The organism is Oribacterium sp. (assembly GCF_057249185.1).
In genome coordinates this window covers 1-16,583 of the sequence record NZ_DBHIGR010000028.1, presented here as the reverse complement: position 1 = coordinate 16,583, position 16,583 = coordinate 1, and the positions used below count along the sequence as shown (strand labels likewise).

Annotated in this window: 13 protein-coding genes and 1 pseudogene; 5 read left to right on the top strand and 9 right to left on the bottom strand. The window is 44.1% G+C overall.

The genetic code is table 11. The features are described from left to right. Positions 1 to 398 (top strand): annotated as a pseudogene (locus ACO4PX_RS02970) (endo alpha-1,4 polygalactosaminidase); the annotation flags it as partial. 148 nt (positions 399 to 546) lie between these two features. Here the strand turns inward: ACO4PX_RS02970 and ACO4PX_RS02965 are convergent. From ACO4PX_RS02965 to ACO4PX_RS02950, 4 genes are all read right to left on the bottom strand, one after another. After that, on the bottom strand, positions 547 to 1,347 hold the full coding sequence (locus ACO4PX_RS02965) for a HEAT repeat domain-containing protein (RefSeq protein ID WP_485571344.1): 801 nt from the start codon (positions 1,345 to 1,347) through the stop codon (positions 547 to 549). Positions 1,348 to 1,370: 23 nt separating this feature from the next. Continuing rightward, positions 1,371 to 2,729, bottom strand: a complete 1,359-nt coding sequence (gene dnaB, locus ACO4PX_RS02960; RefSeq protein ID WP_485571342.1) for a replicative DNA helicase — start codon at positions 2,727 to 2,729, stop codon at positions 1,371 to 1,373. A 122-nt stretch (positions 2,730 to 2,851) separates the two neighbouring features. Continuing rightward, entirely contained in the window at positions 2,852 to 3,301 is a 450-nt protein-coding gene (gene rplI, locus ACO4PX_RS02955; RefSeq protein WP_314999193.1) for a 50S ribosomal protein L9, read from the bottom strand. Continuing rightward, positions 3,301 to 5,343 carry a DHH family phosphoesterase gene (locus tag ACO4PX_RS02950; protein ID WP_314344331.1) on the bottom strand — a complete coding sequence of 681 codons (2,043 nt, stop codon included), beginning with the start codon at positions 5,341 to 5,343 and terminating at the stop codon, positions 3,301 to 3,303. Before ACO4PX_RS02950 ends, rplI begins: the two co-directional genes overlap by 1 nt. Before the next feature lie 218 nt (positions 5,344 to 5,561). Between ACO4PX_RS02950 and ACO4PX_RS02945 the strand changes: the two genes are divergently transcribed. Beyond that, complete coding sequence (locus tag ACO4PX_RS02945) at positions 5,562 to 6,041, top strand: choline-binding protein (protein ID WP_485571340.1); 480 nt, start codon at positions 5,562 to 5,564, stop codon at positions 6,039 to 6,041. Positions 6,042 to 6,388: 347 nt separating this feature from the next. Here the strand turns inward: ACO4PX_RS02945 and ACO4PX_RS02940 are convergent, their stop codons facing one another. After that, positions 6,389 to 7,813 (bottom strand): hypothetical protein, encoded by a 1,425-nt coding sequence (locus ACO4PX_RS02940; protein ID WP_314344327.1) that lies wholly within the window; start codon positions 7,811 to 7,813, stop codon positions 6,389 to 6,391. A 103-nt stretch (positions 7,814 to 7,916) separates the two neighbouring features. Further along, positions 7,917 to 8,717 carry a selenium-dependent molybdenum cofactor biosynthesis protein YqeB gene (yqeB, locus tag ACO4PX_RS02935; RefSeq protein WP_485571338.1) on the bottom strand — a complete coding sequence of 267 codons (801 nt, stop codon included), beginning with the start codon at positions 8,715 to 8,717 and terminating at the stop codon, positions 7,917 to 7,919. Positions 8,718 to 8,968: 251 nt separating this feature from the next. Here yqeB and yqeC point away from each other — a divergent pair, with 251 nt between their 5' ends. Beyond that, entirely contained in the window at positions 8,969 to 9,859 is an 891-nt protein-coding gene (yqeC, locus tag ACO4PX_RS02930) for a selenium cofactor biosynthesis protein YqeC (protein WP_485571336.1), read from the top strand. 59 nt (positions 9,860 to 9,918) lie between these two features. On the opposite strand, the gene ACO4PX_RS02925 is transcribed toward yqeC, so the two are convergent. From ACO4PX_RS02925 to ACO4PX_RS02915, 3 genes are all read right to left on the bottom strand, one after another. After that, complete coding sequence (locus tag ACO4PX_RS02925; RefSeq protein ID WP_314667850.1) at positions 9,919 to 10,620, bottom strand: nucleotidyltransferase family protein; 702 nt, start codon at positions 10,618 to 10,620, stop codon at positions 9,919 to 9,921. Positions 10,621 to 10,722: 102 nt separating this feature from the next. Beyond that, positions 10,723 to 11,982: an amidohydrolase family protein gene (locus ACO4PX_RS02920; protein WP_485571334.1), complete on the bottom strand. Its 1,260-nt coding sequence runs from the start codon at positions 11,980 to 11,982 to the stop codon at positions 10,723 to 10,725. A gap of 21 nt (positions 11,983 to 12,003) precedes the next feature. After that, positions 12,004 to 13,362, bottom strand: a complete 1,359-nt coding sequence (locus tag ACO4PX_RS02915; protein ID WP_485571332.1) for an NCS2 family permease — start codon at positions 13,360 to 13,362, stop codon at positions 12,004 to 12,006. Positions 13,363 to 13,776: 414 nt separating this feature from the next. On the opposite strand from ACO4PX_RS02915, the gene ade reads away from it, so the two are divergent. Further along, on the top strand, positions 13,777 to 15,486 hold the full coding sequence (gene ade, locus ACO4PX_RS02910) for an adenine deaminase (RefSeq protein WP_485571330.1): 1,710 nt from the start codon (positions 13,777 to 13,779) through the stop codon (positions 15,484 to 15,486). Between the two features lie 531 nt (positions 15,487 to 16,017). Beyond that, positions 16,018 to 16,583: dicarboxylate/amino acid:cation symporter (locus tag ACO4PX_RS02905; RefSeq protein ID WP_485571328.1), on the top strand; the 566-nt coding region annotated here is incomplete at its 3' end.

Here is a 16,583-nt window from a genome sequence, read left to right as displayed (position 1 = left end):
ACACAGACATTTACTACCAATATCCCAAAGAGGAAGTCTATCAGGGCTTAAAAAAGATTTTAACAGGACTAAAGCAATACTCCCTCCCTTTAATTTTAAATGGAGGCGATACTTTCGTGCAAAGAAGTATAGAGGAAGGCAAGGCTTTAAGCCTCTTTGACGGCGTGAACCAGGAATGCGTCTTCACCAAAATCGATTTTACCAAGCCCGCTTATCTTTCTCAGGACAAAGAAAGCAAAGCCTATTATGAAGAATATTTGGAAAAAGCAAAGACTGCCGGCCTTTCTGTCTATCTTACGGAATATCAAGCGAATTCCGAATTAAGCCAAGAGATTGAGCGGTACTGTAAAGATAATGGCTTCCTTTGGTACAATGCGGAGAGCTTAAAGCTTAGATAGAACGATTTCTTTTACTCTATTTCCTTTGCTCTATTTCTTGTGCTATTTTTTTGCTATTTCTTTGCTGTTTCTTTGCTGTTTCTTTGCTGTTTCTTTGATGATTTTTTCCCGGTTTTCCTTCTAATAAGGATTTACTTCTCCCTTTTATTTACTTCGTATATAAAAATCTAAGGGCGGATTTCTTTGCCTTCTCTATTTTTTCAAGCTCTATATTTTCTATTGCAGAGCTAGTAATCCACTTTTTCTCAAATATAATTTGTGCGGATTCCAAGATCAGTCCACAGGCATAGGCATCCTTTTCTTCCGAAATAGCTCCTGCAAAAGCCGCTTTTGTTCCTTCCTGTAATACTGCCTTATTCACCCGATGAAAAGACATTTGCATAAGACTTGTGGCAGACCAAGCCCTGCAAAGAGCATCCGAATCGCTATGCATTTGTTTTATAAGAACTTCGATTTCCTTGGAAGAGCCCACCCACCCAAGGGCAATAATCAGCTTAGAACGAAGAAAGGCTTCTCCTTCTTTTTCCAAAAGCTCGGTCAAAAAAACTGCCAAGTAATCACAATAGGAAGTATAAAACGTTCTATGCTTTAACTTGGAAAGACACACTGCCATCAAATAGGCAGTAAATGCTCTCTTCCTTTTTTCCTGCTCTACCATCTTGCAAAGCTTTTCCCATAAAAACTTTAGCCCTTCTTCTCCATGACAATCAAAACTGTTCTCTAAGAAAAGCTGCGTCTCTTCTTCCCAGTCCTTACAGATTAGCTGGTAATGATAAGCTATCTCGCCACTATTTCCAAGAGCAGAAATAAAACGAATCCTATCCCCATCAGGGAAACCCTCCGCTTCCAGCTTACGATATTCTGCCTCCAAAGCTTCTTTTGAAAACTCTGGCTTCTGCACCATTTCCTCTACAGCTTCTCTTGCATTTTTATTGAATAAATCCGCCATAAGCTTTTCCCTATTATATCTATCTAGTGCTTCTCTCTTGTGGCATTCACAAACCTTGTATACTGTGGTTGCCATCCCAGAGTAACCGTTCCGATGGGACCGTTTCTTTGCTTGGCAATGATAACCTCCGCCACATTGGGGGTCTCCGAATCCTTGTGGTAATAGTCATCACGATATAAGAACATTACAATATCCGCGTCCTGCTCGATGGCTCCCGACTCTCTTAAGTCGGAAAGCATGGGGCGATGATCAGGTCTTTGTTCTACAGCTCGGGACAGCTGAGAAAGGGCAATCACCGGGCAATCCATTTCTCTGGCAATGGCCTTTAAGGAGCGGGATATTTCGGAGATTTCCTGCTGTCTGTTTTCCGAAGAACGTTTTCCTCTTTCTCCGCTCATCAGCTGTAAATAGTCAATCATAATCAGAGAAATGCCCTTTTCCAGCTTCATCTTCCGGCATTTGCCCCGAAGCTCGGAAACCGTGATTCCGGGCGTATCATCAATCACCATATTGGCATGGGAAATACGGTCAATTCCCTCAATCAGATTTCCCCAATCCTCATCGGTAAGGTTTCCCTTTCGCAGTTTATCCGCGTCAATGGAGGTTTCCAAAGAGAGCAGACGGTTTACCAGCTGCTCCTTGGACATTTCCAAAGAGAATACCATGGCAGGCTCCCGCTTCTTTACCGCCACATGGTCCAGGATATTGAGTACAAAGGCGGTTTTTCCCATGGAAGGACGGGCGGCAATCAGAATTAAGTCCGATTTTTGCAGTCCGGCGGTTCGATAATCCAGGTCAATAAAGCCGGTAGGCACACCGGTGATGGATTCCTTCTCTTTGGAAGCGGCTTCAATGCGTCGAAGCACATTCATCGCCACCTCATCAATGGGAACAAACTGCCGGTTATTTTTCTGCATCAGCAGCTGGAAAATCCGTTTCTCCGTACTTTCCAGTATGGTCTCCAAATCTTCTTTCCCGCTGTAGCAAAGCTCTGCAATCTCCTCATTGGTTTTAATCAAAGCCCGCAGGGTAGACTTTTCCTTTACCATCTCCGCATAGAGACGAACATTTCCCACACTGGGAACGGAAATCGCCAAATTTCTAAGGGTTTCCAGAGAAAAAAACTCCGGCGGAACATCCTTTTTTCTTCGAAGACGCTCTTGAAGACTGACAAAGTCAATGCTCACGCCCTCGGAAGACATTTCCCGCATGGCATCAAACAAAATATGATATTGTCTATTGTAAAAATCCTCCGGTACCAGAATTTCCAAGGCTGTCATCACCGCATCCTGGTCTCGAATCATGGCACCGATGACACTTTCTTCCGCTTCCTTGGCATGGGGAACGGTTCTCAGTACCAGACGCTCTTCCTGTTCAGCCATTCTTTCTTCCCTCTCTACTTTCAGTCTAAAAAACTTCTCTCCTTTTCCTCATCATTTTCTGAAAAAGAGAGAAGTCTTGTAATTGCTTTAAGCCCGTGGCTAAAAGGTAATGAGTAATTGCTTTAGGCCTGTGGCTGAACGCTTACATGGAGGGTTGCTTCCACATCCTTATGCAGCTTCACCTTGATGTCATAGCCTCCGAAATTCTTCATAGGTACATCCAGCTCCATTTTCTTCTTGTCCACAGTAAGCTTGTGCTGCTTCTTCAGTTCCTCCTGTACTTCCTTGGTAGAAATGGAACCGAAGGCTCTTCCGTCTTTTCCGGCCTTCATGGTGAACACCAGCTTGATAGCCTCCAGCTTTTCCTTTAATTCCTTAGCCTCTGCCAGTCTTTCCTCTGCCAGTTTTTCCGCATTCTGCAGCTGTAACTTTAAGGTATTTAAGTTCTTCGCATCCGCCAGCACACCGGTTTTGGTAGGTAAAATGAAGTTTCTTCCATAACCTTCACTAACCTCTACGATTTCTCCCTTTTTTCCTAATGCCTTTACATCTTTTAATAAAATCACCTTCATTACTCTACTTCTCCTTCCTCAATCATCTCATCGATGGCCTTTTTGACCTGCACAATGCAGTCTGCCACTTCACCCTCTTTAATCTGGGCTCCTGCCACGGTGCGGTGTCCTCCGCCCCCCAGCTTTTCCATTAAAACCTGCACATTCATCTCGTCGATGGAACGGGCAGAAATGAACACTACGTCATTTACCTTGGTTAAGACCACGCTGGCCTTAATTCCCCGGATGTTTAACAACTCGTTGGCGGTCTTGGCACCAAGTACCGTGGGGCTTTCCGTACCTTCACAGGAAACACTGCTGATGGCGAAGAAATCCCGGTAAATATCCGCCCGACTGATAGCCTCCGCCTTGGCCTGATAATCACTGAAATCTTCTCTGAATACCTTTCGGATTCTGGTGATATCTGCGCCGCAACGTCTCAGATAAGCCGCCGCCTCAAAGGTTCTTACACCGGTCTGGTTGGTAAACTCTCTGGTATCAATCACGATACCGCCATACATACAGTCCGCCTCAATAGGCTTTGCCTTGATGCCGTCCCGAATATACTGCATCATTTCCGCAATTAACTCGGAAGCGGAGGAGGCATAGGGCTCGCAATAGCTTAATACCGCCCCTTGAATCGTTTCGGAGCTTTGTCTATGATGGTCAAAAACCACCTTGGTCTTCACCATGGTAAGAAGCTCCGGTTCATCAATAATGGAAGGTCTGTCACAGTCTACCACCACCAACATGGTGTTGTTATCCACCAAATCCTTCGCAGTTTCTCCGTCAATAAACATATCCTTCGGATAATCTTCATTTTCCAGAAAACGCTCTTTTAAGGGTAAAATGGTGGATGTTACCCCGTTCTGTACAATATAGGCTCTCTTATCCAAGGCGGTAACCATACGATACACACCCACGGAGGAACCCAGACAGTCCATATCGCTGTTGATATGTCCCATAATGAGTACCTTGTCCTTGGACTCGATTAACTCCTGGAAGGCCTGAGCCTTCACTCTGGCCTTTACTCTGGTAACACGTTCCGTGCTCTGGCTCTTTCCGCCGAAGAAGTTTAACTTCTCCGGAGTCTTTACGATAGCCTGGTCGCCTCCACGGCCCAGCGCCATATCCATACTGGTTCTGGCATATTCATAGTTCTGGGCATAATCCCCCGCACCGAAGCCGATACCCAGGCTAAGGGTTACGGAGAGGTCATTTCCCACATCTACCTTCTTCACCTCTTCCAGAATGGAGAAGCGGTCATCCATCATTTTTTCCAAAGCGGATTGCTTAAGAATGAAAAAATATTTATCCTTTTCGATTTTCTTTACTACGCCGTTGGCAGAATCGATATAACGGTTAATCTTTCGATCCACTAAAGCAGTAAGCAGGGATCTTCTCACCTCCTCAATCTGCTCCATAACTTCTTCGTAGTTGTCTACATAGGCAAGACCTACTACGATTCTCTCCTCATCCAGCTTCTGCTGTAATTCCAGTTCTTCCGTTTCATCCCGAAGGTAAACCGCAATTAAACGAGTCTCCTCCGATAAGGTAAGGGATTCCGGCTCCGCATCCTGCAAGGAATCCACACGAATCAGGTCAATACAGTATTTTCTGTCCTTAAAGGAAGAATGTACTTCCAAGACCGCTCCGCTTTCCGTCAATATCTCTTTCTGAATATTGGGGAAAAGGGAAAGCAAATTCTTCTTTACCCCGCTGTCTTTTTGTAAGATGTGATGGAAGGCTTTGTTTTCCCAAAGAATTCCTCCCTCTTCATTGACGATACAATAAGCTGTAGGCATCTCTTCAAAAAGTCTGGCGTTGCTATCATTTGCCTTTAAGGAGAATTCCAAAAGGGAGGACATCAGCTTGGACTTTCTGCTCTGATAGAGATACAGTACAAAACAGACATATACTACAGCAAAAAAGAGAAGGACAAAAAACGCCTTCCAATCGATAAAGCTTAACGAAATTAAAATAGGAATCCACAGGAGAGAAAGCCAAATGGGCCACCGAAGATACTGGTCTATCGTCCCTGGTATTGATTTTCTTTTCTTCATCTTTCCTCTTTCTAAAAAAATACGCTGTGCCCTATTATACCCTTTCTTTTCTCATAGGTAAAGATAGAGAAAAAAACGAAAAAATCTTTTCTCTACTTAATAAAAAACATTTTATCCTTAAGATTTTCTTTATTGTCTTTCTCTTTTCCAGTCGTTACAATGATGCAGAGTTTAAGGGATTCTATAATGATCCCAAGTCCATTTTAATGAGGTGAAATATGAGAAAAATGAAAATAGCGGTAGCAATGATGGCATTAAGCCTTCTTTCCAGCATTCCCGCCCTGGCAAACTGGAATAAGGGTGCGGGGGCGAACAGCAACCGTTGGTGGTATGAAAATGAAGATCATTCCTATGCACATTCCGGTTGGTTCTGGTTAGACGGAAACAATGACGGTGTAGCAGAGTGCTATTATTTCGACCAGGAAGGTTGGGCATTACTTTCCACCACCACTCCTGACGGCTACACCGTAGATGAGAACGGTGCTTGGGTTGTGGACGGGGTCGTACAAACCAAAGACGTGGAAGTAAAGGCTACTCCTAAAACCACCACGGTAAAAAAGAAGCAGAGAAAGAACGGTGTAATCAAGGAGTATAAGGTACATGCTTCCGGCTCTTCCACCGGTGTTGCGCCAAAGCAGGGTGAAGTCAACGGAGCAGACTTTAATACCGAGCATCCGGCGGACAATAGTAAAAACTAAAGTCCTAAGTGTAATTTTATATAAAAAGGGAATGTAAAAAATCAATAAATAGAATTTTATGTAGTATAGGTCTGAAACTCGGGGTACGCTCTCGCTAGCTTCGCCTGACTGAGCAGTGGTTTTTGTTAACCACTGCTCACTTTGCTTCGCAAAGCAAATTCCTTCGGAAGTTGGTCTAGTACAGGACAACTTTTCTGATGAAAAGTTTGTCCTTACATAGCAGTACTAACTTCAAGCATCGCTTCACTCGCTTTCAGTAAGTACCGGCGGGCTCAGACTACCCCCCCCATTTCAGACCTATACTGCATAAAAAATTACTCTATAATCCTGATTTTACATTCCCTTTTTTAATATAAAATTACACCAAGGACTTCTTTGCCCAGTGCTTCACATTTCTTCTTTGTCTTTAAGAAGCTTAAGAAGTCACTTTGTGACGGATAGGCTAAAACCAGATATTTGTGCTCTGACAGAGCCTGTATTCCTTCCGGACTTTGCAAAATGTCCTCTGTAGCTCTTGCAGAAAGGGGATTTCCTTCTCCTACATTCTGTACAAGCTTTTCTCTCATTTCTCCTTTTGCACCGATAAAGAGGATCTCTTCCTGAATTTCCTTTTCCTTCGCCAGCAAAGTAAGATTTGCCTTGGAAAGGCGGAACAGTTCTTCCTCCGTTTCACATCGCTCATTTTCCCCGGCAAGCTTTTCGGACCATTTCTTAAAGAGCCCCTGCTTTTTATAACGCTTCTTACTGCCTAAAACCATAAGGCCATAGGACATTTCCAAATCTTCCTCTCTGGGAAGCTCCTTAGTGAAAAGATAAGGTACGGTAATCACTGCTACAGACAAAAATCCTCCCAGGAAAATCCCCAAAATAGCATATTTGACTAAGGTTTTCTTGGAAATCCCTTGGGTTCCCAGAACTTCCTCTCCCTTTGCGTCCTTCTCCTTTTTCTTCCAGTCGGTAAGGAGTGTGGAAAGCTTTTCCACCCTGTCTATTTTTTGCTGCTGCCGTTGCAAAAGCGGAAAGTTCTGTACATTCTGAAGCTGGCTGTTGTCCGGACTATAGTTTCCACTGTTTTTAGCTATGTAAACGTTATCCGAAAGAATTTCCAGCTTATGTGCAGGAAGATTTTCATCCAATTCCGCCTTTTTTTCTTCTACATACGAAAGAACCGCATCTCCCATTTCCTTGGCAAGCTTCTCCGTACTTCCCACAAGATAGACAGAAACAATAGCACTTCTCTCATTTCCCTCTACATAGATGAGATCCGATAAATCTTTCTCTGCTACCTTTCCCCCCAGGCGCTTTGCGATATCGCTGTAAAATGTACCGCTTTGTAAAGCATCACTGTAGGCCTGACTTACCGCAGAAAGCCTTGCTGCAATTTCCTGATTGCTGAGAGTCTGTCCTCCCTCCTCTAAAGGAAGATAAAGATTGATATCTCTTTCCCCATAGGAAGTAGAATCAATTTTCATCAAAGCGGAATCCGCCAAGCTTTCTCTCTCTGAAGAAAGCAAAGCTTCCAGTCTTTTCCGCTCATTTCCGGCATACTCCAAGGACTGTTCTTTTTCCTTCGCCTTCTTCTCCGCACTCTCCTCCGTGATTTCCGTTTGACTTTCCGCCTTCTGGCTTTTCAAGGCCTTATAAAGCTTAAAAGAAGGGAGGGCTAAACCGCAAAGCACCGTAACAAGAAGAATCCATATCCCTTTCCGTAAACATAAAGCCAGTAATCCGGGTAAATCCAAAATCACCTCTTCTTGCAGTTCTCTTTCCATAAAATATAGTTCTCCTTTTTATTCATAACGAGTATCGTGCGCAAAGCGTGCGATATCTCGTTTGTTTATCTTAAATTCTGTAATTCCTTATCTCTACAGCATTTTACTCTTTACAAAGCTCCCAAGGCAAAAAATGCAGAAGAGCCTCCAGTACACCGCCTCCGATAGCTCTTGCCTTGTCGGAAACATTCCGATATTCCACCGCCTCACCTCTGGGATCCACATCTCCCGCCTTCATACCGGGAAATACGGAAATGCCTTCCTGCAACATTCCTCGAATTATTCCGGAGATTTCCGTCCGCATAGGAATACCGTTTACTACTCCGCAAATATCTCCGGCCTCCACCAAAGTACCGATGGGAAGAGTTTGTTCCAAGATTCCTTCTGCCGGTGCCCGAAGCACCCTTTCTTTCCCATATCCGCCGATGATTCCGGGAATGCCGGTATTGGGAATGGCGGATCCCTTAAGGATCACTCTTCCCAAATCATGACCTCTTTTGCTTTCTATGACTGCATGGCAATCTACGCCGGCAGTAAATCCGGGGCCTATGCCGATAACAAGTCTTGCATCCTCCATACATGTTCCCAGATTCTTCTTGGCAAGAATAGCATCCACCACAGCATCCGCTTGTAAGCTGTGCAGAAAGCTCTTTCCTTCATCCACAACCACAGGAACCTCTTTTTGGGAAATTGCTTCATGTATTTCCTCCAAGCTCTCCGCCCGAACCGCCGTAATACCTTCCACACTGCACTCCCCCAAGCGAATCGCTTCCGAAAAAGCAACATTTCTCCGAACTGCTGTGGGAATCGCCAAATCACTGTGGCAAACGGATATCCCCGCACGATACAGCCGAATGGAAATTCCCGTTGCCAAATCTCCTGCTCCCCGGATAAATACGAGCATAAAACCTTCCTTTCAGAAAAACAAATCTTCTGGCAAAAAAGAAAATATCACCTATAATGTCATCAGACAAGAACTTATAGAGCTATAAAAACTCCTGTAAGAGCTTTCATAACAAAAACCCTCACGCTATCAGACTTTGAGTTTTGATTCTACCATAAGTCTTAAAAAGAACATAGTTTTTTTGAAAAACCGTAAGCAAAAGGATAGAAAGCCGCTTGGATAAAACAGGTTTTCATAAGAAAGGAGACACTTTGACGAAACAGCAAGGACAAATCGATGACAATCCGCAAAGTAAACTTATTCGAATTCCTCTGTCGGAAGCTCTCGGCATAAAAAAAGGAGTCAACGCCATTATTGGAAGCGGAGGAAAAAGCAGCCTATTAAAGTCCCTTTCCCTTGAGCTGTCTCAAAAAGGCTCCGTGCTTCTCACTACCTCCACCCATATCCTCCCCTTTTCTCATTGTGAAAATATCTGTTTCTCAGATGAAAATGTTTCCATCTCCGATGAGAATATTTCAATCCTCGACATAAATGCTTCAATCCTCGACATAAATGCTCCAAGCTACGATGAAGATAATCACTCCCAAGAAGAGGCCTTGAAAAATTCGAAAGTTTTCCTTCAAAGAAAAGTTCTGTCCTTATGGAACAAGTCTAAAAGCCCCATTCTATGCTTGGGAACTCTGGAAAAAAATGGCAAGCTTTCCCCCTTCCCCTTGCCCTTCTCCGCTTTGGAGAAAATGGCAGACTATGTCTTGGTGGAGGCAGACGGTTCTAAACGATTACCCGGAAAGGCCCATGGGCAGAATGAGCCGCAGATTCCAAAGGAGAGCCAAAGAACAATATTGGTTTTCGGAGCTTCCGCCCTTCATAAGCCCATCTCTGAAGTCATTCATCGAGTGGAAATTTTCCAAAACTTTTTCACTCCGACCTTAAGTCCCGACACCTTAATGACTAAGGAGCTTCTCTTGCAGGCTTTCCGTAAAGAAAACTTGGGGGACTGCCTTTTTGTGAATCAGCTGGATTGTCTCACAAAAAAAGAAGCAGGGGAACTGCTTCTTTTCTTACAAAAGGGCTTAGGAAAAATGGTTTGTGGCGGCTCTTTAAAAGAAGGATCCGCTCATCCCGAACTGTTTATTTTATAAAGATACGTTTTTTGAAATACCAGTTTCGTTTAAAGCCGCCTTTTTATAACAAGAGCTTTTTATAATCGCATCCGAAGAAGCTGTTCCATCTTCAGAATGGCTTCTTCCGTATCCACATCCCAAAGCTCAAATTCTCTTTCCACCGGAATCTTATGAATTTCTTCCACCGGAATCATGCCGGATTTTAAAAGTACGCCTCCACCATGATCCCCGGTTAAGTTCCGCAGATTTTCAAAATACTTCTTCGGAAAAATCACCGGATTTCCCCCTTCCGCCTGATAGCTCAAACGGTAAAGTTCCTCCGGATTCTCTGAAAAAGCATCCACGAGGTTTCTTAAACTTTCCTCAGAAAGCAAGGGCTGATCCCCTGTTAAAAACATGCAGGCATCCCAGGATTTGGCCTGTTCAGAAGAAAGAGCCACTCGAATGGTATCACTCTGTTCACTCTCTTCATGCATCAAAACGGAAAAATGCATTTCTTTGGCCAACTGTTCCACCTCTTTAAAACGAGTCACTACCAAAGGCGTATCCAGAACAATCTTCCCGCCCTTTCCCCGTTTCTTTTTTTCCTGCACGGTAGCGTCACTGTCCTGAATTCGTTCAGAAAGAGACCCCACCGCCTGATAATTATAGAAAAAATGGGATAGGGTATGAAAGGTATAGGAAATCATGGGCTTTCCCGCTATTCTTTCCAATAATTTATTTTTTCCGAAGCGTCTGCTCCAGCCGGAGGCCATAACCACAAAGCCCAAATGTTTCATTATCTCTTCCTTCCCTATCCCTACACATAACTATCTTCTTTTTCCCAAAAAACTTTTGTCCTTTAAAAAAAGCTCTTATCCTTTAAAAAAAGCTCTTATCCTTTAAAAAAGCTGTCTTCCCTGTACGAATTTAGCCTGCAAGCGGGCACTTTCTTCTCCGGTATACAAAAGCACCTCCAAACGTTCCTTTACCGTCTGTGTCCGAACACTTCTTCTTTTTTCATGGAAGACTAAAGCATCCGCTTCATACCCGGGCAGGAAAGATCCTACCTTTCCAAAGAAGCTTCCCCCGGAAAGCGTTGCCAAGCAGAAGGCTTCCTCCAAGGTAAGAGGGGCAAGGCTTTGATCCATAAGACGGAAACGAAGCTTTGATACGGATATTGCATCGGTGATGGCTCTTAGCATGGAGAGATTTGCTCCTCCTGCCACATCCGTTCCCAAACCGACCTTCACATTTTCCTCTAAGAAGTGGCGAATAGGTGCCGCTCCGGAACAAAGGTTCGTGTTGGACTGGGGACAATGGCAAATCATCGTTCCCCTCGCCTTTAAGGCGGATAGCTCTTCTCCCTCCGTATATACGCAATGAGCCATGATGCTGTTTTCCAAAAGACCGTAGCGGTCATAGGTATCTCCGTAATGCTTTGCGTCGGGACAAAGCTCCTTTACCCAGGCAATCTCTCCCGGATTTTCCGACAAATGGGATTGCACCGGAAGCTTGTATTCCTTCGCCAGCTTTCCTAAACCCTCCATCAAAGCATCCGAACAGGTAGGGGTAAATCTCGGCGTAAGAATCGGCTTACAGTTCTGCCAATCCTTAGGAATCTCCGAAAGCCATTCCTTGGTGTTTTTAAGGGATTCCTCCGCAGTATGCTCCGTTAAATACTCCGGAGAATTTCGATCCATATTGACCTTTCCCACATAGGAAAGCAAACCGCTCTCTTCCAAAAGCTTCATAAGAAGCAAGGTAGCATCCTTGTGAAGAGTAGCAAAGATTACCGCTCTGGTGGTGGCGCTTCCTCGCAAGTCCTCTACAAAATCCCTATAGCCTCTTTCAGCATAGTCCAAGTTCTGATATTTGGCTTCCTCCGGAAAGGTGTTGACATTCAACCAATCCAAAAGCTCCAAGTCCATCTTGGTACCCCGGAAACCATACTGAGGAGCATGTAAGTGGAGATCCACCATTCCCGGAAGAATTAAATCTCCGGAATAATCCTTGATCTCCACAGAAGACAGCTCCTTAGGAAGACTGTCATAAACCCCTTGACATAACCCATCCTTTATGTGCAGATAGGCATTTTCCTTACAAATCAGGTTCTTTAAATTCTCACTGTAACAAATATCCCCTCGAAGCAAATACTCCATGGATTCCTCCTTAATCGAAGCTTACAGCATAATATACTTCAAAATAAAGATGAGCGACAGTACATACATCAGCGGTGTCAACTCCTTGGACTTTCCTGTGAAAAGATGAAGCACGGTATAGCTGATGATACCGAAAGCAATTCCCTCGGAAATGGAATAGGTAAAGCCCATAGCACAGATACAGATAAATGCGGGAATAGCCTTGACCATGTCTTCCCAATCAATCTTCGTTACCTGCTGCATCATGAAAAATCCTACAACAATCAAAGCCGGTGCTGTAGCAAAGGATGGAATAGCAAGGAAAATCGGAGAAAGGAATAGAGATACCAGGAAGAGTCCTGCAGTCACCAATGACGTCAAACCGGATCTTCCTCCCTCTGCAATACCGGATGCGGATTCTGCAAAGGTCGTAATGGTGGAGGTTCCCAAAACGGCACCTGCTGTGGTTCCTAAGGCATCCGCCAAAAGAGCGCCCTTAATAGCAGGTAACTTTCCCTCTTCATCCAACATATTTGCCTTGGATGCGCAACCGATTAAGGTTCCCAAGGTATCAAAAACATCTACAAAAAGAAAAGCAAAAACAACTACCAGGAAATTCAAAGAAAATACATTGCTCAAATCCATCTTAAAGAAGGTGGGCGCAATAGAGCTGGGTACAGAAATCAGGGAGCTTGGAATCAAGCTGTAGAAGCCTGCCTCGGGATTCGGAACATAGAGTCCGGTCAACTGACAAAAAATACCTAAAACCCAGGTAACAATAATACCGATTAAGATGTGCCCTTTAATATTCTTTACTACCAAAATAGAAGTTACCAGTACACCGATTAAGGCCAAAACCACGGTAATTCCCTCAGAAGCAAAGCTTCCCGCTTCGATAGACTTCTTAAAAGAAAAGAGAGTTACCAGGGTAGCCCCGTCTACAACAATGTGGGCGTTCTGAAAACCGATAAAGGTAATAAAGAAGCCGATTCCCACAGCCACAGCCACTTTCAAGCTCTTAGGAATCGCATTGAATATTGCCTCTCGTACATTGGTCAAGGAAAGAAGGATAAAAATAACACCTTCCACAAAAACTGCTGCCAAAGCCGTTTCCCAGTTATAGCCCATTCCCAATACCACCGTATAGGAAAAATAAGCATTCAGTCCCATACCTGCAGAAAGTACGAAGGGAAGGTTTGCCAGAATTGCCATAAAGAAGCTGGCCAAGGCTGAGGCCAGGGCTGTTGCCGTAAATACCGATCCGGCATCCATTCCGGAAGCCCCGAGAATTCTGGGATTCACCGCCAAGATGTACGCCATGGTCATAAAGCTGGTGACTCCGGCAATGACCTCCGTCTTTACATCCGTGTTCTTTTCTTTCAGTTTGAAAAATTTCTCCATCTGTCGTCCCCCTATGAAAAAAATAGACTGTATATGAAAACGGGTAGTGACTTCACGACATGTTCCTACTCGTCCTCAAGCATGTTTTGCCTCCCTAGCCCTCTATTTTACTCCATTTGTTGCTTCTGAGATGTCTCCTTCTTTCGCAAATCCCCTTTGCTACACTTAACAGCTATACAGGAGATTGTACATCAAGTCTCGTAAAAGAACACCAAATTTTTTCGTTTCTACAATTTTTCTCAATAAATGCATTTTGTCTTGGATGTTTTGTATAAGCATAAGGGAGCAAAATAAATAGTTTTTTTATTGTTTCAGCAAATATCTTATGGTGCAAAAAGAGAATTTATGCAATAATCAGTATAATACTCTTCGAATAGACTAGTTTATTAGTTATTTTTTATAGGGGGCATAAATATGAATAATCGATTACAAGCAATTCTCTCAAAAGTTTGTTTAAAGGAAAAGGAAGCCGATCTGGTTATGAAAAATGCCCGCATTCTGGATGTTTTTACCGGCAGTATTTATTCCGGTGATGTGGCTGTCTCCCAGGGCTATATTGCCGGAATCGGGGAATACCGGGGAAAGAAGGAAATCGATGCCCGGGGACAATTTCTGGTTCCCGGTTTTATAGATGCCCATTTGCATCTCGAATCCACCATGGTAACTCCCCATGAATTAATCACTCTGGCAGCTTTGAAGGGAACTACCTGCTTTATTGTGGATCCCCATGAGGCCTGTAATGTTTCCGGTAAAGAGGGCATCGATTACATTTTACAACAAAGCGAGAAAAGTCCCGCCAATGTCTTTGTGATGCTTCCTTCCTGTGTTCCCTCCACGGAGATTGACGACAACGGCGCTGTCTTTTCCGCAGAGGATATGAAGGAATATCTGGATAACCCCCGTATTTTAGGGCTGGGGGAGGTAATGGATGATTATAGCGTGATTCATCGGGAGAAGAAAATGATGGAAAAGCTCTCACTGTTTTCCCGGCATGTTTTAGACGGTCATGCCCCATTTCTTCCCAAAGAAGACTTGCAGGCCTATGCCTTAAACGGCATTCAAACGGATCACGAGGCGGTAAATTTTGACTATGCCCTGGAGCAGATTCGTGCGGGAATGCACATCCATATCCGGGAAGGCTCCGCCGCAAGGAATTTAGAGGCTTTGGTTAAGGGAATACTGGCTCACAAGATGGATACCAGAGCATTTTCCTTCTGTACCGACGATAAGCACATTGAAGACATCATAAGAGAAGGGCATATCTCCCACGCCGTTCGAAAGGCTATTGCACTGGGACTTCCCACCTGCTCCGCCTATCAGATGGCCACCATCAATACCGCGGAATGTTACGGCTTATCTCAGCTGGGGGCTATCACCGTGGGCAGACAGGCGGATTTTCTTCTGATTTCCGACCTGGAAAATGTTGAAATCACAGCCGTATATCACAAAGGAAAGAAAGTGGTGGAATCCGAGCATTTAAGCATCCCCCGCTGTCCTTCGAAGCTGAAGAAAACCGTTCACCTCTCTCCCCTGAAAGAAAGGGCTTTTCGTTTGCCCATTTCCAAACAGGAGGTAAATGTCATTGCCATGGAAGAAGGGCAGATTACCACCAAACGTTTACAGGTGGTGCTGAAACGATGCAGCAATTTTACCGGAGAAAAATATCCGGAATATCAGAAAATCGCCGTTATAGAACGACATAAGGGAAGCGGAAAAATCGGCCGGGGCATCTGCCAGGGCTACGGCATCCATGGGGGAGCCATTGCCAGCTCCGTCAGTCATGATTCCCACAACCTGATTGTAATTGGAGACAATGACCGGGATATGTGCTTAGCCGTCAATGAACTCATCCGACTGCAGGGAGGATTTGTTCTGGTACAGGGAGGAAAGGTTTATGATTCTCTGGCTCTTCCTATTATGGGATTGATGTGTGATTGCGGTTTTATAGAAGCCAATGCACATCTGGAAAATATGAAGCAAAAAGCCCATGAAATGGGGGTTCCCGGTGGAATGGATCCCTTTATCAGCCTGTCCTTCCTGGCGTTACCGGTGATTCCGGAGATTCGCATTACGCCAAGAGGGCTTTGTCTGGTGCAGAATGGAAGGCCAAGGTTGATTCAGTGAGGAAAGAGTCGTTTCAGGAAAAGGGACGAGACTATCACTTATATTTTATGCAGTATGGTACTGATTCCGGGGCACGCTCCCGCTAAGCTCGCCTTCGTAGCTGTTCTAAGTTCAAGCTACGCTTCGCTTGCTTTCACTAAGAACAGACGGGCTCACATTGCCCCGTCATCAGTACCATACGCATAAAATTCCTATTTGGCTTTTGTCTACTACACTATCCTTTTCTTTAAAACGACATCTTTCCTTACGGAATCACATTGCCCCGAAATCAGTACCATACTGCATAAAATTCCTGTTTGGCATCCGCCCGAGCTTTTTCCGCTTTAGATATAACTATTTTCTATATCCAGTTCAAAGAAATCTATTCTTTACAATACCGTCTCTTTTCTTTAGGATAGAAATATTACAAAGGACGTTTTTTTCTATAGAAATAAGAACTGTTGAAAACTTTACATCTTAACCTGAAATGCTTTACTCGATTTTTATAGAAAGAAGGATTCCAAAAATATTTTCTGAAATGAGGGAGTTAGTATGGGAAAGAAAAAATGGCTGAGTCTTCAACAGACTGTATGGATTGCCTTAGGGCTTGCTTTGGGTTTGGTCTTCGGACTGATTATGCCTGAGTTTTTCTATACTCCTCTAAATGTAATTGCCACCATTTATATGTCATCTTTGAAAATGATGATTTTCCCTTTAGTGTTTTGTAGTCTTCTGACCGGTATTATGGGCATCGGCTCCATTGCCAAAACCGGAAAAATCGGTCTCTATTCTCTTTTGTGGTTTACGGCTACCACCCTTTTTGCCAGCGCACTGGGACTTTTCCTTCCCGGACTTCTCCATCTTGGAGCGGGAGCTCAGATTGTCGCTACGGATGTGAAGGTGGACGCGGTAGAGTTTAAAAGCCTTCTGGGAACCTTGGAAAATATCATTCCCTCCAATCCGATTGCGGCATTTTCCGAGGGAAATATGCTTCAGGTGCTTTCCTTTTCCATCATTATGGGACTGGCCTGCCTCTCCCTAAAGGAAAAGGCGGAGCCCTTTGTGAAGCTCTGTACCTCCATTCATGATATTTCCATTTTTATTGTTTCGAAGATAAT